The sequence below is a fragment of the Ideonella flava genome, assembly GCF_051857595.1.
Classification (GTDB): Bacteria; Pseudomonadota; Gammaproteobacteria; order Burkholderiales; family Burkholderiaceae_C; genus Ideonella.
The window spans coordinates 17,622-36,521 of sequence record NZ_JBPZHD010000006.1 but is presented as its reverse complement, the minus strand read 5'-3'; the positions used below and the strand labels follow the sequence as shown (position 1 = coordinate 36,521).

The 18,900-nt window shown below is 69.6% G+C and carries 18 protein-coding genes; 10 read left to right on the top strand and 8 right to left on the bottom strand.

All coding sequences use genetic code 11. The annotated features are described in order from the left end of the window. Positions 1 to 20: 20 nt before the first annotated feature. The gene (locus ACS5PM_RS13960; protein WP_439388249.1) at positions 21 to 350 is read left to right on the top strand and encodes a BON domain-containing protein; all 330 of its coding nucleotides are present in this window, start codon (positions 21 to 23) and stop codon (positions 348 to 350) included. 21 nt (positions 351 to 371) lie between these two features. Here ACS5PM_RS13960 and ACS5PM_RS13955 read toward each other — a convergent pair whose 3' ends face one another. From ACS5PM_RS13955 to ACS5PM_RS13930, 6 genes are all read right to left on the bottom strand, one after another. After that, positions 372 to 1,061, bottom strand: a complete 690-nt coding sequence (locus ACS5PM_RS13955) for a Crp/Fnr family transcriptional regulator (RefSeq protein WP_439388616.1) — start codon at positions 1,059 to 1,061, stop codon at positions 372 to 374. Between the two features lie 101 nt (positions 1,062 to 1,162). After that, positions 1,163 to 2,995 carry a nitric oxide reductase activation protein NorD gene (locus ACS5PM_RS13950; protein WP_439388248.1) on the bottom strand — a complete coding sequence of 611 codons (1,833 nt, stop codon included), beginning with the start codon at positions 2,993 to 2,995 and terminating at the stop codon, positions 1,163 to 1,165. A 4-nt stretch (positions 2,996 to 2,999) separates the two neighbouring features. Further along, positions 3,000 to 4,001: a 4Fe-4S binding protein gene (locus ACS5PM_RS13945; protein ID WP_439388247.1), complete on the bottom strand. Its 1,002-nt coding sequence runs from the start codon at positions 3,999 to 4,001 to the stop codon at positions 3,000 to 3,002. Positions 4,002 to 4,006: 5 nt separating this feature from the next. Continuing rightward, positions 4,007 to 4,810 carry a CbbQ/NirQ/NorQ/GpvN family protein gene (locus ACS5PM_RS13940; protein ID WP_439388246.1) on the bottom strand — a complete coding sequence of 268 codons (804 nt, stop codon included), beginning with the start codon at positions 4,808 to 4,810 and terminating at the stop codon, positions 4,007 to 4,009. A gap of 16 nt (positions 4,811 to 4,826) precedes the next feature. Continuing rightward, positions 4,827 to 6,284 carry a cbb3-type cytochrome c oxidase subunit I gene (locus ACS5PM_RS13935; protein ID WP_439388245.1) on the bottom strand — a complete coding sequence of 486 codons (1,458 nt, stop codon included), beginning with the start codon at positions 6,282 to 6,284 and terminating at the stop codon, positions 4,827 to 4,829. 4 nt (positions 6,285 to 6,288) lie between these two features. Then, on the bottom strand, positions 6,289 to 6,723 hold the full coding sequence (locus ACS5PM_RS13930; protein WP_439388244.1) for a c-type cytochrome: 435 nt from the start codon (positions 6,721 to 6,723) through the stop codon (positions 6,289 to 6,291). A 248-nt stretch (positions 6,724 to 6,971) separates the two neighbouring features. On the opposite strand from ACS5PM_RS13930, the gene ACS5PM_RS13925 reads away from it, so the two are divergent. The 9 genes from ACS5PM_RS13925 (at position 6,972) to ACS5PM_RS13885 (ending at position 15,345) form a co-directional block, all read left to right on the top strand. Beyond that, positions 6,972 to 9,236 carry a nitric-oxide reductase large subunit gene (locus ACS5PM_RS13925; RefSeq protein WP_439388243.1) on the top strand — a complete coding sequence of 755 codons (2,265 nt, stop codon included), beginning with the start codon at positions 6,972 to 6,974 and terminating at the stop codon, positions 9,234 to 9,236. A 675-nt stretch (positions 9,237 to 9,911) separates the two neighbouring features. Further along, positions 9,912 to 10,187: a DUF2249 domain-containing protein gene (locus ACS5PM_RS13920; RefSeq protein WP_439388242.1), complete on the top strand. Its 276-nt coding sequence runs from the start codon at positions 9,912 to 9,914 to the stop codon at positions 10,185 to 10,187. Between the two features lie 20 nt (positions 10,188 to 10,207). Further along, positions 10,208 to 10,684: an RrF2 family transcriptional regulator gene (locus ACS5PM_RS13915; RefSeq protein ID WP_439388241.1), complete on the top strand. Its 477-nt coding sequence runs from the start codon at positions 10,208 to 10,210 to the stop codon at positions 10,682 to 10,684. Then, positions 10,681 to 11,013 carry a metal-sulfur cluster assembly factor gene (locus ACS5PM_RS13910; RefSeq protein WP_439388240.1) on the top strand — a complete coding sequence of 111 codons (333 nt, stop codon included), beginning with the start codon at positions 10,681 to 10,683 and terminating at the stop codon, positions 11,011 to 11,013. The genes ACS5PM_RS13915 and ACS5PM_RS13910 overlap by 4 nt, the downstream gene beginning before the upstream one ends. 5 nt (positions 11,014 to 11,018) lie before the next feature. Then, on the top strand, positions 11,019 to 12,140 hold the full coding sequence (locus ACS5PM_RS13905; protein WP_439388239.1) for a DUF8744 domain-containing protein: 1,122 nt from the start codon (positions 11,019 to 11,021) through the stop codon (positions 12,138 to 12,140). After that, positions 12,137 to 13,345, top strand: coding sequence for an NnrS family protein (locus ACS5PM_RS13900; RefSeq protein ID WP_439388238.1), 1,209 nt, complete (start codon positions 12,137 to 12,139; stop codon positions 13,343 to 13,345). Before ACS5PM_RS13905 ends, ACS5PM_RS13900 begins: the two co-directional genes overlap by 4 nt. A gap of 9 nt (positions 13,346 to 13,354) precedes the next feature. Next, positions 13,355 to 13,738, top strand: a complete 384-nt coding sequence (locus ACS5PM_RS13895; protein ID WP_439388237.1) for a SirB2 family protein — start codon at positions 13,355 to 13,357, stop codon at positions 13,736 to 13,738. 19 nt (positions 13,739 to 13,757) lie between these two features. Beyond that, positions 13,758 to 14,303, top strand: coding sequence for a protein tyrosine phosphatase family protein (locus ACS5PM_RS13890; protein ID WP_439388236.1), 546 nt, complete (start codon positions 13,758 to 13,760; stop codon positions 14,301 to 14,303). A 376-nt stretch (positions 14,304 to 14,679) separates the two neighbouring features. After that, positions 14,680 to 15,345 carry a helix-turn-helix transcriptional regulator gene (locus ACS5PM_RS13885; protein WP_439388235.1) on the top strand — a complete coding sequence of 222 codons (666 nt, stop codon included), beginning with the start codon at positions 14,680 to 14,682 and terminating at the stop codon, positions 15,343 to 15,345. Between the two features lie 24 nt (positions 15,346 to 15,369). Here the strand turns inward: ACS5PM_RS13885 and ACS5PM_RS13880 are convergent, their stop codons facing one another. Then, positions 15,370 to 17,844 (bottom strand): Ig-like domain-containing protein, encoded by a 2,475-nt coding sequence (locus ACS5PM_RS13880; protein ID WP_439388234.1) that lies wholly within the window; start codon positions 17,842 to 17,844, stop codon positions 15,370 to 15,372. Between the two features lie 266 nt (positions 17,845 to 18,110). Continuing rightward, positions 18,111 to 18,878, bottom strand: coding sequence for a hypothetical protein (locus ACS5PM_RS13875; RefSeq protein ID WP_439388233.1), 768 nt, complete (start codon positions 18,876 to 18,878; stop codon positions 18,111 to 18,113). Positions 18,879 to 18,900 lie beyond the last annotated feature (22 nt).

Below are 18,900 nucleotides of genomic sequence, written 5' to 3'. Positions count from 1 at the left end.
CACCAGAAGAAAGGACTGCGATGAACACCCGACCGATGATGCTGGCGGCCCTGCTGGGCGCGCTGCTCGCGCCTGCCGTCTCGCATGCCGAGGATCAGGACAAGGACCGCGACCACCCGAAGGCCTTCGTCAAGGATTCGGCGATCACGACCAAGATCAAGGCCAAGCTGGCCGCCGAGCACCTCGGCTCCCTGGCCAAGATCCACGTCGAGACCGATGCGAACGGCGTGGTGTGGCTCAGCGGCACGGCCGTCAGCCAGGCCGAAGCCGACAAGGCCGTCTCGATCGCGCGCGCCACCGAGAACGTGCGCGACGTGAAGAGCCAGCTGGTCGTCAAGGCAGACAAGTAGGCGACAGCGGGCCCGCTGCGCTTATTGCAACGTATGCCGGGCCAGCCTCACCGCATCCAGGATGCGGATGTCGCGCTTGTCGATGGCGATGAGGCCTGCGGCCTCGAGATCGTGCAGCACGCGCGAGAAGTACTCCGGCGTCAGCGACAGGCGCGAGGCGATGGTGGCCTTGCTGACGGGCAGGCAGACCCGCCACTCCCGGCGCTCAGGCGCAGGCGCGGTGGCGCAGCCGGCATCGGCGAGACTGAAGCTGGCGGCGTCGTCGGCCTCTTCCGGCAGGTCGCGCAACAGGTAGCCGATCACGCGTTGCATGCCGCTGTGCAGCGCATAGGCCTGCACGTCGTGCACCAGGCCATGCAGCCGCCGGGAGATGCCGGCGAGCATGCGCATCGCGAAGCGCGCGTCGCGCTCGATCTCGCCCACCACGGCCTGCTTGTCGACCGACAGCAGCAAGGTGTCGGTCAGCGCCTGCGCGTTCACGATGTAGGGCTTGCCGGTGAACATCAGCGCCTCGGCGAAGGTGTTGCCAGGGCCGATGAGCTCGATCACCTTCTCCTGGCCTTGCGGCGACAGGGCGTAGAGCTTGACCTGGCCCATCACGGTGACGTGGAACTGTTCGCAAGCCTCGCCGACACGGAAGACATGGTCGCCACGTGCCAGGCGCTGCAGCCGGCAGCCCTCGGCCAGCCGCTGCAGCTCGCCAGGCGACATCTCCTGGAACAGCGGAAGCACCGACAGGTATCGAGGCACGTCGAAGGTTCGCTCCACGGCGCGATTGTGGGCAGCGCCCTCGCCGGCCCGGTTGACGCTTGTCAATCGGCCCGGGTCAGCGTCGCATACAGGCCGGCCAGGCGCTGCACCAGGTCCTGCGGGCGATGGACCATCGCATAGCCCTGGCGGCCGAACAGCATCGGCAGGTAGTCGTGGGCCTGTTCGTCGATGGTCACGGCAAACGGCGTCAGGCCCGCGGCGCGCGCGGCCTGCACCGCATGGCGCGTGTCCTCCAGCCCGTAGCGGCCTTCATACACGTCGAGGTCGTTGGGCTTGCCGTCGGTGAGGATGAGCAGCAGGCGCTGGCGCTCGGGCCGCGCGGCCAGGCGGTGGGTGGCATGGCGGATGGCGGCGCCCATGCGGGTGTAGTAGCCGGGCTTGATGGCGCCGACGCGGTCGCGCGCCGCGCCGCTCCATGTCTCGTCGAAGCCCTTGAGGTGCTGCAGGCGCACGTGCTGCCGCCGCACCGACGAGAAGCCCAGCATCTCGAACGGATCGCCGCTGGCCGCGAGCGCCTCGCCGAAGACGAAAAGTGCATCGCGGATGAGGTCGATCACGCGGGCACTCTGGGTGGCATAGGCGTCGGTCGACAGCGACAGGTCGGCGAGCAGCAGCGTCGCGAGGCTGCGTTCGATGCGCTCGTGCCGGCACCACACGGGCGGTGTGTCCAGCGCGGTGCGAGCCGCGGCATCGCTGCGATGGCGCACCCAGGCGTCGACATCGAGCTGGTCGCCGTCGCGCTGGCCGTGCAGGCGGCGGGGGGCCGCTCGCAGCAGCTCCATCCGGCGGCGCACGCGGCGGGCGATGGCGCGCAACGCCGGTGGTGGCGCGTAGGGCTCGGCCGGCGTGGCGACGAGCGTCTGCACGGCGCAGTGGTCGGCGATGAGCCGGCGCGCGCGCCAGTCCCACTCGGGCAGGCGCAGGCCGGGGCCGAGCGGGCGGTCGTCGGCGGCGGCGCTCGGCAGGTCGAGGTCGAAGCGCACGCGCGAGGCGGCTCGCTGCCCGCCGTCGGCCACGGCCAGGGTGTCCACGTCGTCCGCAGCGGCGCGAGCCTGGCCGTCGTCGCTGTCGTCGTCGGCCCGGTTGACGCGCGTGAACTCGCCCCAGCTGAGGATGGACTCGGCGCGGAAGAACATCATCAGCGGCGCGCGATGGCGGTCGTCGGTGACGCGTTCGGCGCGGCGGCGTTGAAGGTCGGACGCGGCTGGCGCGGCGGCGGCCGATGGCTCGTCGGGATCGGGGCGCGGGGCCGCGGCGCCTGCAACGCACTGGCCGGTTGAATCCAGCCACAGCCACACGGGGGCGACGTCGACCGGGGCCAGGCGCATCGACGGAGCAGCCTCACCCAGCAGCGCGCGTTGCACGGCTTGTTCTGCTTCAGCGGCCGCGCCACGCAAGCGGGTCACGTCGGGCCGCAAGGCGAGCTGCGCCGCCACCAGGCGCGCGTGGCGTGATGCCAGGCCCGGGAAGGCCGCGAGCGCCTCTCGTGTGGCGGCCAGGTTGTCCGCCACCCAATCGCCCTGGGATATCCACCGCGAGGCCAGGGCCGCGAGCCACAGGTAGAGCTCGCGGTTGAGCGTGGCCGAGTCGAACACCGCCAGCTCGGGGGGCAGCGCGAAGACCTCGTCCTGCAAGCCGGCGAGGTGGGCCCGTTGACCGCTGCCGCTCAGTCGCTCCAGCCAGCTCCGCGGCCCGCCGGTCTGGCGCTGCCCCGCCGGGGCGAGCCGCACGGCCGGCGCGCCGCCGCCGGCGCGGAACAGCATGCCGATGGAGCGCTGCATCTGCTCCAGCCGCACGGTGGCCTCGACGTGGCGAGGCGGCGCGGCCAGGCGCGTGACCGCGCGATGCCACTGCCAGCCGATCCACTCTTCCATGGTCTCAGCCCGCCTCGACGCCTTGGGCCAGCACGCGGGCGCCCTGGCCCTCGCGGAGGGTTTCGCGCAGGGCCTCGACGCCGATCGCGTGGTACAGCAAGGGCTCTCGGCGCTGCGCCGCTTGCGAAGCCTCGCAGGCATCGACGCACAGGCCGCATTGCACGCACGAGAACTTGCGCCGCTTGAGGTTGCGCGGCTTCAGGCGCATGGGGCAGGCGCGGTCGCAGGCGTTGCCGTGGGGCAGGTCGCAGGTCCGGCAGTGGGACGGATGCGCGCGCTCCAGGCCGATGGTCATGGTGCGGGGCAGGCTTCCCACGTGCGGCGAACCGGCGCGAGGGAAGGCCACCACCCGCCCGCGCGGATTGGCCATCCACGCCAGGCTCTGGAACAGCCCCACCGCGCAGCCGAAGCGGCAGAAAAAGTGGCGCGCCAGCAGGAACTCGGCGCTGAAGACCAGGGTGGCGATGCCGAGGAAGCGCGCCTGGTTGCCGGTCAGCGTGCCATGGACGAGGTTGGCCCAGATCTCGGCCGGCGGCAGCAGGTAGCTCAGCAGCGTGATGGCCCAGGTGAAGCCCAGCAGCACGCAGGACGCCAGGAAGACCGGCCACCAGCGCGCGTCGGGCGTGCGGCCGCCTGCCATCGGCGTCTGCTCGCGTTCCCACAGGCTCAGGCGCCCGCAGGCGCGCTGCAGCAGGCCGTTCAGCAACTCGACGAGCGAGAAGTGCGGGCACAGCCAGCCGCAATACAGGCGCCCGTAGCGCCACGCCACGCCGAGGAAGATCGCCACCAGCAGCAGCGCCGGCACGAAGGCCCGCAGGACGATGCGCAGCGCCATCTCGTTGGCGCTGATCTCGCCGGCGCGGAAGGCATCGATGCCGAGCGTCCATCGCATGCCGAGCACCCACAGCTGCGTCTCGTGCAGGTCGAAGCGCAGCAGGTTCAGCGCCGGCGCCGCGAGGAACAGCGCGAAGAAGGCCAGCTGGAAGGCGCGGCGCTGGCGTTGCATGGCCGTCAGGCCAGCACGGCGGCCACCACCTCATCGAGGGCGGCGGCGGTGTCGGCATCGTCGGTGAGCGCATCCACGATGGCGGCGCGGCAGGCTTCGTGCAGCGGCAGGCCCGAGACGACGAGGCGCGCGGCCATCACGAGCAGGCGGGTGCTGGCCGTCTCTTCGAGGTCGTGCTCGGTGAGGCGCCGCAGGGCGGTGCCCAGGCGCACGAGCATCGCGGCCAGCTCGGGGCTCGCACCGGCCTCGGTTTCGAGCACGGCCTGCTCGATCTCCGGCGCCGGGTAGCCCAGGTTCAGCGCAATGAAGCGCTGCCGCGTGCTCGGCTTGAGGCTCTTGAGGATGCTCTGGTAGCCCGGGTTGTACGAGACGACCAGCATGAACCCGGGCGGCGCGACGAGCAGCTCGCCGGTGCGTTCTATCGGCAGCACGCGGCGGTCGTCGGCCAGCGGATGCAGGACGACGGTGGTGTCCTTGCGCGCCTCCACCACTTCGTCGAGGTAGCAGATGGCGCCGGTTCTCACCGCCCGGGCGAGCGGGCCGTCGGACCAGGCGGTGCCCTCGGGGCCGATCAGGTGCCGGCCCACCAGGTCGGCGGCGGCGAGGTCGTCATGGCAGCTCACGGTGACGAGCGGGCGGCCCAGGCGGGCCGCCATGTGCTCGACGAAGCGGGTCTTGCCGCAGCCGGTCGGGCCCTTGACCAGCAGGGGCAGCTGCTGACGCCAGGCGTGTTCGAACAGCGCGATCTCGTTGGATTGCGCTGCGTAGAACGGCGCCTGGGCCAGACGGGCTTGTTCGCTGTGGCCCATCAGGCCCTGCCTTCCTTCACGACGTCCGCTGTGCCGGCTGCGTGCCGAGGAAGCCACCGCCCTCGCGGGTGCGCTCGGCCGCCGTCGCCGTGACCGGATCGCCGCCGATGAAGAAGCTCGCGAAGTACAGCAATTGCCCGATGAGGAACACCACGCCGCCACCCATGCGCGCCCAGTAGAAGAAGCGCAGCTGGTCCTGCGTGGCCATGAAGCCCATGGCGCCCTCGGTGGGCAGGCGTTGCAGCCAGACCTGCAGGATGCCGGCGCCCGTCAGCGACAGCACCATGATCGCCATGCCTATGGTCATCACCCAGAAGCTCCACATCTCGGCCGCCTGCGAGCGGGCGCTGTTGGCCAGGCGGCCGCGAAGCGTCGGCATGGCGTAGCTGATGATGGTGATCACCACCAGCACGTAGGCACCGTAGAAGGCCAGGTGGCCGTGGGCCGCCGTCACCTGCGTGCCGTGGGTGTAGTAGTTGACCGGGCTCAGCGTGTGGATGAAGCCCCACAGGCCCGCGCCCAGGAAGCCCATCACCGAGGTGCCCACCGCCCACAGCACGGCCGCCTGGTTCGGGTGGTCGCGCCGGCGCCGCTGCACCATGTTGAAGGCGAACACCGTCATCATGAAGAAGGGGATGGGCTCGAGCGCCGAGAAGACGCTGCCTATCCACTGCCAGTAGCCCGGCAGGCCGATGAAGTAGTAGTGGTGCCCGGTGCCGAGGATGCCCGTCATCAGCGCGAAGGCGATGATCACGTACAGCCACTTGTCGATCACCTCGCGGTCCACGCCCGTGGTCTTGACCAGCACGTAGGCCAGCAGCGCGCCGAGGATCAGCTCCCACACGCCCTCGACCCACAGGTGGACGACGAACCACCAGTACATCTTGTCGCGCACCAGGTTGTGCGGGTTGACGAAGCTGAACAGGAAGAACAGCGCCAGCCCCCACAGGCCCATCAGCAGCACGAGGGAGATGCTCGTCTTGCGGCCCTTCAACACCGTCATGCTGATGTTGTAGAGAAAGCCCAGGGCCACGACCACGATGCCGAGCTTGGTGGGCAGCGGCTGCTCCAGGAACTCGCGGCCCATGGTCTGCAGCAGCTCGTTGCCCGTGAGCTCGGCGAGCTTGGCGTAGGGCACGGCGAGATAGCCGACGATGGTGAGCGCGCCCGCGGCGAGGAAGATCCAGAACAGCGCGATCGCCAGCTTCGGCGAGTGCAGCTCGGTCTCGGCCTCTTCCGGGATCATGTAGTAGGCCGCGCCCATGAAGCCGAACAGCAGCCACACGATCAGCAGGTTGGTGTGCACCATCCGCGCCTGGTTGAACGGGATGTAGGGGAACAGGAAGTCCCCCACCACGTACTGCAGGCCCAGGCCCAGGCCGAAGAGGATCTGCCCGGCGAACAGCGCCATCGCCGCGATGAAGTACAGCTTCGCGACCGACTGGCTCTTGTACTTGAGGACTTGGTTCGTCATGACGTCACCCCTCGATGTTCGGCGGCCACTTTTCGGTGTTCACCTGGCTGGTCCACTTGAGGAACTCGACCAGCTCGTCCAGCTGCTGCTCGTTCAGGTTGAACTGCGGCATCTGCCGCCGCCCCGGTGTGTGCGTCGGCTGGATCTTCATCCACGCCTTGATGAAGTCGGGGCCCCGCCGCAGGTAGACGTTGCCCAGCTCCGGCGCGAAGTACGCGCCCTCGCCGAGCAGCGTGTGGCAGCCGATGCAGTTGCGCGTTTCCCAGATCTTCTTGCCCGCCACCACCTGCGGGGTAATCGCGGCGCTGTTCGAGCGCTGGGGGATTCGCTGCTCGCTGTGGAACACGATCGCGGCGAACAGCAGCGCGAAGAAGACGCTGCCGCCATAGAACACGTTGCGCGCCATCTGCTTGGTGAATCCGGCCTGGCCGTGGCCCATCGCAGCCTCCTCGGGAAACCCGGTGATCGGGGGTGGCACATGGTCCCGGCCCGCCGCCGGATCGGCCTTGATTTATTTCAAGAAACGCGGCGCGCACCGGCCATCGGCGGGAACTTGATCCCCCAGGTGTCGACCGCTCCGCCGGTTGAAGGCCCCCCGCCGCCCGGCTTGCGCCAGATCAACCCCGAGGGAAATGGGCGCTTCCAGAATAGATGCATTCCAAATGCATCTTCAATGTGGAGCATGACATGACCCTTCCTCGACGACCCGCCGCCACAAGACTGTGGCGATGGCTTGCCCTCGTCTGCGTGCTGTCGTTCGGCGCGCTCGGCTACCTCGGCTGGCAGATCTACCTGTCGGCGCCTCCCATCCCCAGGGCCGTCGTGACGGCCGAGGGCCGGATCGTCTTCACCGGCGAGCAGATCCAGTACGGCCAGCAGGCCTGGATGGCCGCGGGCGGCCAGCAGCTGGGCACCGTCTGGGGCCACGGCAGCTACGTGGCGCCGGACTGGTCGGCCGACTGGCTGCACCGTGAAGCGACCGCCCTGCAGCGCATCCGCACCGCTGAACTGAAGGGCGCCCCCGATGCCGCCGCCGACGCCCTCGTGCGCGAGGAGATGCGCCGCAACACCTACGAAGAGGCCACCGGCACGTTGACCGTCTCGACCCAGCGCGCCGAAGCCATCCGCGAGGTGACGGAACACTACGCCGGCCTGTTCGGCAGCGAGCCTTCGCTGGCTCACTTGCGCGAGCAGTACGCGATGACAGAAGGCGCGCTGCCCGAGGCCGCCGACCGCCAGGCGCTCACCGCCTTCTTCTTCTGGACCTCCTGGGCCGCCGCGACGGACCGGCCGGGCGAGCCGGGTCTTTCGTACACCAGCAACTGGCCGCACGAGCCGCTGGTGGGCAACACCATGACGACCTCGGCCGCGATGTGGTCCATGGTCAGCGTGATCCTGCTGCTGGCCGGCATCGCCGCCATGCTGTGGCTGCACAAGGGCGACGAGCATGAGGAGCGCGCGCGGGTGCCTGCCGCCGACCCGCTGCTGGGCGCCCGGCCGACGCCTTCGATGAAGGCCACGCGCAAGTACTTCTTCGTCGTGATCGGCCTGATGCTGCTGCAGATCGCCATGGGCGCCATCACCGCCCACTACGCAGTCGAGGGCCAGGCCTTCTTCGGCATCCCGCTCGCGCAGATCCTGCCCTACACCGTCAGCCGGACCATCCACACGCAGATCGGCGTGTTCTGGATCGCCACGGCCTGGCTGGCCACCGGCCTGTATGTCGCGCCGCTGCTGTCAGGCAAGGAACCCAAGCTGCAGAAGCTCGGCGTCGACGCGCTCTTCTACGCGCTGCTCGTCGTCGTGCTGGGCTCGACCATCACCGGCTGGCTGGGCACGCTGCAGCACCGCGGCGTCGACTTCAGCTTCTGGATCGGCAACCAGGGCCTGGAGTTCACCAGCATGGGCCGCGTATGGCAGCTGCTGCTGTTCGTGGGCCTGCTGTTCTGGGTCTACCTGCTCGGCCGCGCGCTGTGGCCGGCACTGAAGAAGCCTTCGGAAACGCGTGGCCTGATCGCCATGGTCTTTCTCTCGGCCAGCTGCATCGGCGGCTTCTACGCCACCTCGCTGACCTGGGGCCAGCACACCCATTACTCGATGATCGAGTACTGGCGCTGGTGGCTGGTGCACCTGTGGGTCGAAGGCTTCTTCGAAGTGTTCGCCACCGCCGTGGTCGCGCTGATCTTCACCAACCTCGGCCTGGTCCGCGCCGCTTCGGCCAACCGCGCCATCGTCGCCGAGACCATCGTGTTCCTCTTCGGCGGCATCCTGGGCACGCTGCACCACCTGTACTGGACGGGCACGCCGACCTCGATCATCGCCGTGGGCTCGGTCTTCTCCGCGCTCGAAGTGGTGCCGCTCACCCTCATCGGGCTGGAGGCGCTGCAGACCTGGCGGAAGGCGAAGAACGTCGCCTGGCTGGGCGCCTACAAGTGGGTCATCCTGTGCTTCGTCGCGGTGGGCTTCTGGAACACGGTCGGCGCCGGCCTGCTGGGCTTCGCCATCAACCCGCCGGCATCGCTGTACTACGTGCAGGGCCTGAACATGACGGCGGCCCACGGCCATGCCGCCTTGTTCGGCGTGTACGGCATGTTGGGCATCGGCCTGCTGCTGTTCTGCCTGCGAGGCTTGTACGAGCGCGGCCTGCACGTGGACAAGCTTCTCAAGCCCGCCTTCTGGAGCCTGAACATCGGCCTGGGCATGATGGTCTTCCTGTCGCTGCTGCCCGCCGGCATCTACCAGGCCTGGACCAGCATCACCAAGGGCCTGTGGTACGCCCGCTCGCCGGAGATCATCCACTCGAAGCTGATGGAGACGCTGGTGTGGCTGCGCGTGCCGGGCGACATCGTCTTCGCCGCGGGCGCCGTGCTGCTGGCCGTGTATGCGCTGCGGCTGCTGGTGCCGGCACGCCGGCAGCGCGTGGCGGGCGTCGTCTCGGCGGCGTTCCGCTGATGCAGCGACGCCGCTGGGTGGGCTTCGACAGGCTCAGCCCGAACGGTGAGGAGTAGGCCGTTCCCCCACCGTCACCCTGAGCTTGTCTAAGGAGCCACCGGCACCAAGGCCCCGCACCGTTCGCCCTGAGCCTGTCGAAGGGCCCACTGGCAAGAAGGCTTCGACAAGCTCAGCCCGAACGGAGGAGAGGGACCCGTTCCCACTCCCTGCCGTTCACCCTGAGCCTGTCGAAGGGCCCTCCGTACACTTTGCTCGGCGTGGCCGAAGTGGCGGCGGCGCGCCCCCACCACCGTTCACCCTGAGCTTGTCGAAGGGCTCACCGGCAAGTAGGCTTCGACAAGCTCAGCCCGAATGGAGGAGAGGGATCCGTTCCCACTCTCTGCCGTTCACCCTGAGCATGTCGAAGGGCCCTCCGTACACTTTGCTCGGCGTGGCTGAAGTGGCGACGGCGCCCCCCACCACCGCTCACCCTGAGCTTGTCGAAGGGTCCACTGGCAAGAAGGCTTCGACCAGCAGCCCGAGCGGAGGAGAGGAGCCTGTCGATGGGCCCATCGCCCACGCAGCTCGACCTGGACACGAAGAGCTTCACGTCATGGCTTTGACGCAGCACAAGCTCCCTCGCCCTGTTGTGCCGGACATTAGATGCATCCACGATGCATCTTCAATGGAGCCTGCATGAGCACTGCCACCCTTCCCGTGATCGATGTGCGCACCATCGAGCCGCGCCAGCGGCACGCCCTCATCTTCTCGACCTTCCAGTCGCTGGCGGCCCACGAGGCGATGGAGCTGGTCAACGATCACGATCCGCGGCCGCTGTACCACCAGTTCCAGGCGCAGTACCCCGGCCGCTTCGCCTGGGATTACGTCGAAGCGGGACCCGAGACCTGGCGCGTGCGCATCACCCGGCTCGCCCCTGCCGGCGGCTGCTGCGGCGGATGCGGTGGACACTGAACCTTTCTATCGACGACACCATGCGCCTGACCGCCTTCACCGACTACAGCCTGCGCGTCCTCATCTACCTGGCCGCGGAGCCGGGGCGCCGCGCCACCATCGGAGAGATCGCATCCTCCTTCGGCGTGAAGGAGAACCACCTGACCAAGGTGGTCCACTTCCTCGGCAAGGCCGGCTTGCTCGCCAATGTGCGCGGCAAGGGAGGTGGGCTGGACCTGGCGCAGGCACCCGAGGACATCGTCGTCGGCACCGTCGTGCGGCTGACCGAGGGCGAGGCGATGCCGGCCGAATGCTTCGGCGAAGGTGGTGGCGATTGCCGCATCGTGCGCAGTTGCAAGCTGCGCGGCGTGCTGCGCGAGGCGGTGGACGCGTTCTACCTGGTGCTCGATGCCTACACGCTCGAAGACCTGGTGAGCAACCGCAAGACGCTGGCACCGCTGCTGTTCGTGCCGCCGGAGATCGTCAAGCGGGCCCGCGCTGCCCGGAGTCTGTCGTGAGCGACGCGTCCTTTCCCTACGACGGTCCGGAAGATCTCCGCCAGCCGGTGACGGCCGCGCTGTCGCGCGTCGTCGACCCCGAGGTGGCCTTGAACATCGTCGACATCGGCCTGGTCTACGGCGTGCGCATCGAGGCCGATCGGCTCGAGTTGCGGCTGACCATGACCTCGGCCGCCTGCCCGGTGGCCGACGTGATCGTCGACGATGCGGCGGCCGAGCTGGAGCGCGTGCTGCCGGCCGAGATCGGCGTCGAGGTCGAGCTGGTGTGGGAGCCCGCCTGGACGCCCGAGCGCATGAGCGAACGGGCGCGGCGCTTCATGCGCTGGTGAGCGCGATGACACGGCTGACCGCGAGCACTGCCGGCCACCGAGCCGTGCCTCGTGTCAAGCCTGTGCGCCGGCCGTGGCGCCTGCTGTTCGCAGCCCTTGTCCTGCCCGTACTCATCGCGAGCCTGCTGGGCGGCCTGCTGCGCGCGGGCGTGGCGGTGCCGTTGCCAGCGGGTGCGGCGTGGGCAGGTCACGCCGTGATGGCCCATGCGGCGTTGATGATGGCCGGGTTCTTCGGGACCCTGATCGCCCTGGAGCGCGCGGTCGCGCTCAAGTGGCCGCCGGCCTATGCCGGACCCGTGGCTTCGGCCGGCGGGGCGCTGCTGATCCTGGCGGGTCATGCCGAGGCTGGGCGCCTCGCGATGCTGGGCGCGGCGCTGCTGTTCTGCGTGGCCAGCGCGATGATCCTGCGCCGCCAGCGCGCAGCGCACACCGCGCTGCTGCTCGTCGCCGCAGTGGCATGGGCCGTGGGGAGCGGGCTGCAGGCCTGGCGACCCGAATCGGCCGCGCCGCTGCCGTGGTGGTTCGCCTTCCTCCTCCTCACCATCGCGGCCGAGCGGCTGGAGATGACCCGGCTCACGCGACGCCACCCGGCCGCCCTGCCCGCCTTCGTGGCCATCGTCGGCACGCTGCTGGCGGGGGCTGCCGCGAACGGGGTCTTCTTCGGTGCCGCGCTCGTGGGCCTGGCGCTGTGGCTCTTCGCCTTCGACATCGCCCGCCACACGGTGCGCAGCAGCGGCCTGCCCCGCTACATGGCGATCTGCCTGCTCTCGGGCTACGGGTGGCTCGCCGTGGGCGGCGTCACGTGGATCGCATGGAGCCTGGGCATGCCTTCGCGAGATGCCGCGCTGCATGCGCTCGGCCTGGGCTTCGTCTTCAGCATGGTGATGGGCCATGCGCCGGTCATCCTGCCGGCCCTGGCGCGGGTGAAGCTGCGCTTCGGACCTTGGTTCTACCTGCCGCTCGCGGCCCTTCATGGCACGCTGGCCTGGCGGCTGGTCGCCGGCTGGGGCGATACCGCGTCGCGCGCTCAAGGCGCACTCGGCAATGCGCTGGCGATTGCGCTTTTCTTCCTGACCGTGCTGGGCGCCATCGCGGCCTGGCGGTTCACTTCTGCCTCACGCTCATGAGCACCACGCCGATGATCCGCATCGAAGAGCCCTTGCGCCGGCCCGGCGCCCCTGCGCCGACAGGCTTCGCGCTATGGCAGCTGGGCTTCCGTCCTTTCTACCTGCTGGCGAGCGTGTTCGCCGCGCTGTCGGCGTCGCTGTGGGCACTGCAGTTCGCGGGCCTCGTCACCACGCCGTACCTGCGCGGGCCGCAGTGGCATGCGCACGAGATGGTGTTCGGCTTCACGCTGGCGGTGGTGGTGGGCTTTCTCCTCACCGCGGGGCGCAACTGGTCGAACCAGCCGACGCCCACCGGTGGCCGGCTGGCGGCGCTGGCCCTGTTGTGGGTGGCCGGGCGGGTGCTGGTGCTCACCCCTTTCGCGCTGGCCGCTGCGGTGGTCAATGTGGCCCTCCCGCTGGCCGCGGCGGTAGCGCTGGCCGTGCCCTTCTGGCGAGGCAAGAACCGGCGCAACTACTTCTTCGTCGGGCTGCTGGGGCTGATGGCCTTCGCGCAGGCAGCGTTTCATGCGTCGCAGCAAGGCCTGCTGGACCTGCCCGGCGGCTTCGGCCTGCAGATCGCGCTGGACGTGGTGCTGTTCATCATGGCGGTCATGGGTGGCCGGGTGATCCCCATGTTCACCAACAACGGCGTGCCGGGTGCGGGTGCGCAACGGCGGCCGATGGTCGAGAAGCTGGCGCTGGGCAGCGTGCTCGCCCTGCTGGCGGCCGATGGGCTGATGCTGCCGCCGGTGCTGCTGGCGCTGGTCGCCGCCGTGGCCGCGGTCGCGCACCTCATCCGCTGGGCGCTGTGGCGGCCGCAAGCCACCTGGCGCACGCCGCTGGTGTGGGTGCTGCACCTGGCCTACCTATGGATCCCCTTGCACCTGGCGTTGCGCACCGGTGCCTCGCTAGGCGCGGTGGCGCCCTCGGTGGCGACGCATGCGCTGACCGTCGGGGCCATCGGCGGTCTGATCATCGGCATGATGACCCGTACCGCCCGCGGCCACACCGGCCGAGCCCTGCGCGCCGAAGCGGCCGAGGTGGTGAGCTACGTGCTGGTGGCCTTCGCAGCGCTGGTGCGGGTGGCGGTGCCTCTTGTCGCGCCAGAGGCGACGGTGGCAGCCGTGCTGGCTTCGGCCGCGCTTTGGGCTGCGGGCTTCGGCCTGTATGCGGTGAGCTACTGGCCGGTGCTGAGCCGGCCCCGGCTGGATGGGCAGCCCGGGTAGATTCGGGCGATGGACTACGCCCTCGTCAAGCTCGTGCACCAGAGCGCCGTCGCGCTGTCGATCTCCGGCTTCTTCGTCCGCGGCCTGGGTGCGCTGGGCGATGCGGCGTGGGTGAAGAGCCGCGCCGCGAAGACGCTGCCGCACGTCGTCGACTCGGTGCTGCTGCTGTCGGCGCTGACCCTGGCCTGGCTGCTGCGGCTGCATCCCGGAAATGCGCCATGGCTGCTCGCCAAGATCATCGGCCTGGTGCTCTACATCGGGCTCGGCATGCTCGCTCTGAAGCCGGGCCGGCCGTGGGCGCTGCGGGCGGCGGCCTGGCTGGGCGCATTGGCCGTCTTCGGCTGGATCGTCTCGGTGGCGCTCACGAAGAACCCGATGGGCTTCCTCGGCTGAGCCGGCTAGGCTGTCGGCCATGAAGCTGCGCCGCCGCGATGCCGCGCTCGGACTGGCCGCCTGGGCCGGGCTGGGCATTCCGATGATGGCCTGGGGTGAGGGTCCCCTGGCCGCACCCAATGTGGTCCTCATCACGCCGAAGCTCGTCACCTCGGGCCAACCCAGCGCCGAGGCGCTGGCGCGGCTGGGCGAACAGGGCTTCCAGGCCGTGGTCTACCTGGCGCCGCTGAGCCTGCCCAATGCGGTGAAAGACGAGCCCGGGATCCTGGCTCGCCAGCACATCGAGTTCGTCAACATCCCCATCAACTTCGGCAAGCCGAGCGCGGAGGATTTCGAGCAGGTCGCCGCGACGCTGGACCGCTGGCAGGACAGGAAGGTGCTGGTGCACTGCGAGGTCAACATGCGCGCGTCGAGCATGGTGTTCCTCTACCGCACCCTCAGGCTGAAGGAGAAGCCGGAAGTGGCTTACGAGGCGGTGGAGAAGGTGTGGTCGCCGCGCGGGGTCTGGCGCGAGCTGATCGTGGCACAGCTCAAGCAGGGTGGGGTCGCCTTCGAGCCGTATTGAGGATTTCAACGGTGGCAGGACTTCGCAGTCGCCACCCGTCGCCATCGCCGGCATGCCTTTCTCGTCCGCGCTGGTCGTCATAACTTCGCGCCTCCCCTAGCGACGCTTTCCTGTCTGTCGACGACCACCGGGTGACACGAAGCTTTCTATCCGCTTGCCACGGCGAGAGCTGCGCATTTATGATGATACAAATTGACGCATCGATTTGCGGCCGGCTGGATGTCGGTCGCTTGACCGCTGAACGGAGGGATCCGTCATGGCCCACGTGATCGTCGCGACCAACCCCGCCAAGAGGGTGTTTCCGAAGGATGGTGTCTGGCCCGACACCCGCTGCGCAAATCGCCCGCGCCGCCGCCGAGCCCGCTGAGGCGGGACCGTGAACCCCGATTCGCCCCGTGAGGGGCGGCCACGGCGCGGGACCGAGATCCTGCTGGCCGTGAGCTTTGACCACCCGCGCGTGCCGGTGGACCTTCGCGTGGACGCGCCGTACAAGCTGACCCTGCGCGAGGTGGACGGTCCGCAAGCGCTGGAAGCGGCGCTGCGCGAGCGCTCGCCGCGCATGCTGCTGATCGACGCGGACCTGTGTTTGCTGCTGGGCCTGTCGGCGCTGCGCCAGCTGCACCGCCTGCACCCGGAGACCGACTGGCTGATCGGCTGGGACGAGCCCTCGCCGCGCTGGATCGAGACCATCGTGCACAGCCGGGCGCGTGGCGGCATCGAGTGGCGCGATGCGCTGACCGAATTGCCGCGCGCGCTGGACACCATCATGGCCGGCGGGCTGTGGTTCCCACGCAGGGTGCTGCAGTGGCTGTACGGGTCGCTCATCGGCACCGAGCCCGAGCAGGACGAGGACGCATCGGGCCCGCACACGCAATGGCCCCTGACGGCGCGCGAGGCCGAGGCGCTGGCGCTGGCCGGCCAGGGCTTCACCAACAAGCAGATCGCGCAGGAGCTGGAGATCAGCGTGAACACCGTGAAGAAGCACCTGGCCAGGGCATTCGACAAGCGCGGGCTTCGCAGCCGGCGCCAGACGATGTGCTGACGCCGGGCCGCCCGGCTGGGCGCCTCACTTCACGGTCAAGCCGATGGTTTGCTGCGAGGTATTGCCGGCCTTGTCGTAGGCGCGCGCGCTGAGGGTGTGCGCCCCTGGGCCCGCCTTGCGCGTGTTCCACGTCGCGCTGTAGGGCGCAGTCGTGTCGCGCGCAAGGAGCACGCCGTCGGCGTAGAACTCCACGGCCTGGATGCCCGAGGTGTCCGTGGCGCTGGCCGAGACGGCCAGGTTCGTGCGGCCGACCGTGGCCCCGTTGGCCGGCGACGTGATGTTCACGCTGGGTGGCGTCCCGTCGGCCGCATAGACGACGTCGGTCGCGCTGACGGCACTTCCGACGCCGGAGGCTTGATCCGTCGTGCGGGCCGTGATCGTGTAGGTGCCTTGCGGAGTGTCCGACAAGGTCGAGACCGTCCACGCTGCGTCCGCCTTCGCGCCGGGTGCGATGGCCAGGCTCGCGGGAGAGAAACTGCCGGTGAAACCGGCGGGCAGTGTCTGCGTCAGCGAGAAGGTGCCGGTGCCGCAGGCGGTGGAGTTGGTGTTGGTCACGCTGACGCCGTAGGTGAGCTTGCCTCCCGGCGCGCACGTCTGCGTGGCCGGCGAGACGACGATGCCCGGCGTGCCCGGTACGCATGTCTTCGCGGGGTCGGTGTAGACGATGTCGCTCGCGTGGGCGAAGGCCGACAGGCCCGAACCGGAGTCGGTCGCGCTCGCCGTCAGCGTGTAGGTGGCGTCGGGCACGGTCGCCGCCGACCTGACCGTCCAATCCGTGGTGGCGCGCGCACCGGCGCCCACGATCAGCGCGTTCACGCCGAAGGTACCGGTGAAGTCCGCCGGCAGCGTCTGCGCGAGGTTGAAGACCGAGTTGCCGCAGGCGGCGCTGTTCTGGTTGGTGACCGTGACGGAATAGCTCAGCGCGGAGCCGGGCCCCGCGGTCTGCGAGGCCGGCGTGACCTCCACCATCGGTGCGACACGGTTGCAGGTCTGGCCCCCCTTGCTGATGTTGACCGTGGCGACGCCGCCGGCAACACCCTGGTTCGTGATGGTGATGCCGTTGGTCTCGTCGACGAAGCTCTGCCCGACGGCCAGGTTCTGCAGCAGGTAGGTCCGGGCCGGCAGCGTGCCGGTCGAGCGATGGATGCTGATGTTGTCGACGTAGTAGTTGCTCAGGCCGACGTCGAGGTTCATCGCCTGACGCATGCTCACGTAGTACAGCTCGGCCGTGTCGGGCTTGGCCAGGCGCAGGACCTGGGGCGACGACCCCGGCGCGTTCAGGGAAATCGTGGCGAGCGAGTACGAGCCGCCGGCCGAGATGTCCTGCACCGTGCCGTCCGGCATCCAGCCGGCCATCACGCGGTTGGCGGCGTTGTGGTCCACCACGCGTGCGCCGCCCATCGGGTCGGAGCCGTCTCCGTACTCCGCGCCCGGCGTCGCGGCGTGATCGAGCGAGAGGTTGTGGCCCAGCTCGTGGCTGAAGACGCCGGTGAGCGCGCAGGCCTGCACCCAGGATTGCGTGCCCGGCATCGAGGCCATGCCGGACCAGCCGCACGAGGCGTTGGGCGGCGTCACGTAGTTCACGTGCATGTACTGGGCCGGGTCGATGCCGGCAGCCTTGGCAGCGGCCTGCGCGGCGCTGGCCCAGCCCATGTAGTCGCAAGGGCCGGTGCTCGCATAGGCGATGGTGTACGGGCCCGCCGTTCGGCCGGAGAAGCTCACCAGCCCCTGCGATGACTCGCGGTAGTTGTTGTTGACGGTCGCGCCGGTGGCGCCGAAAAGCCGGTTCGTGAGGTCGGAAGCGGTGCAGTTCAGCGCGGCGTCGCTGAAGTTCACCAGGATGGACAGCGTGGTCTGGTTGCCCTGGATCGGCGCGGCCAGCGCGCCCTCCTCGTCCGACGACAGGGCGGAGAGCCTGAGCTTCTTCTTGTCCAGCAGCACGAGGTTGTCGCCCACGCGCATGGCATGGAACGACATCTTCTTGCCGGCCATGTTCGACAGGTCGCGTGGCGAGGAGCTGACGTCGGCCACGTAGACGGTCTTCGGCATCTCGCCCAGGCGGCCGCGGACCTTGAGCACACGCTGCGAGGCCCCGTTGGCGAAGTTGTCCGACACATGCAAAGCGCTGTTGCCCAGCACGTGGACCTCGTCTTCGACGTAGGCCGCGGCGGCCGCGGGCACGCGGGCGCGCAATGGGCGCGGCAGCATTCGCGTGCCGGCCACGGTCGGGTCGATCTGCAGCAGGGCGACCATCGACCGCTGGCGGGCCTGCGCGAGCTGCACCAGGTTCTCGATGGCCGCCTCCTTCTGAGGCGGGGGCAGCTTCTGGTACTGCTGCAATGCCGAGAGAAAGCGGTCGGTGGCGGCCACCAGCTGCTGGTCGGCTGCGAGGGATTCGCCGATGTGGTGCGCCGAGGCGCCCGTGGCAAGGAGCGCGGCGGCGGCGCACAGCACCACCTCGCGCGCAGCACGGCGTGCTGCGCGAACATCAAACTTCATTGAAACGACCCCCAACGACAACGTGGACCTGGACGGCGTGTCCATCGGCCACGGCGGGCGGACGTTAATGCCCGCCCGCACGTCGAAACTGACGCGCTGGGCGCTTCGCGGGGGCGGGTGTTACAAGCGGGAAGCGGCCTGCCGGCGAGGGTCAACGCCTGCCCGCCGCCAGGGCGACGGGACGGTTGTAACAGGCGTAGCCATACTTTCGGCGTGTTTCAGCATGTACGCCGAGTGGGCGTCCGGGGGACGCGGTGACAGGGGCGTCAGCGGACGGCTGTCCTGGTCGCCGGCCGGTCGGCCTGCAGCCGGCAGTCAGTTTCGAAGGCCTCGGTCCCCTGCACGCGCCGGTAGTTCAGCCGGGTCAGGCGCGCAGGGCCCGTGCCGGTCGGGCCGGCATACAGCGCGATGGTCTCGGAAGTCACCGTGGGGGCCGTGCTGGTGCGGCTGATGCGCAGGCCGGGGCCGGCGGTGGCCGCGGGTTCGGTCGTGGGCTGCAGGTAGCGCGCGAACCGGCCGCCGAACGGGCCCGCTGGCGCGTCGGGCTCGATGGTGATGTTCGGCCCGGCCTGCACGAAGCGGTACTGGCCACGGGTGGCCGCCACCTTGAGCGTGCAGGCCTGGCCTTGGGGCGTGGTGCCGCGGTAGGTGCCGGCCGCGCAGTCGAAGTCGAGCCGCTGCTGAGCGGCGGCGGGCGTGGCGAGCAGCCTGGACACCTTCTCGATGCAGCCCGCCGCTTCGGCCGCGCTGACCTGGACGGCGGCGGCGCTGGCCGGATCGGCGGGGCGCGCCGCGCTGGCGGCGACGGATGGGCCCGCGGATGCGGTGCCCGCGCTGACATCGCCTTGCGTCGGCGTGGTCGCCCGTTCGCCGGCGATGCGTGGCGTGGCTGCAGCCATGCGCATCGACATCTCGACGGCCCGTGCCTTCTGTTCGGCCGTCGGCCCGCTCTTGTCGTCCTCGTCTTCCGACGATCCTCCGCAGCCGGCCAGCAGCACGGCGAGCGCACATCCTGCCCCGATGAACCTGTTCATGTCCGCTCCTCGCGCGCAGCGA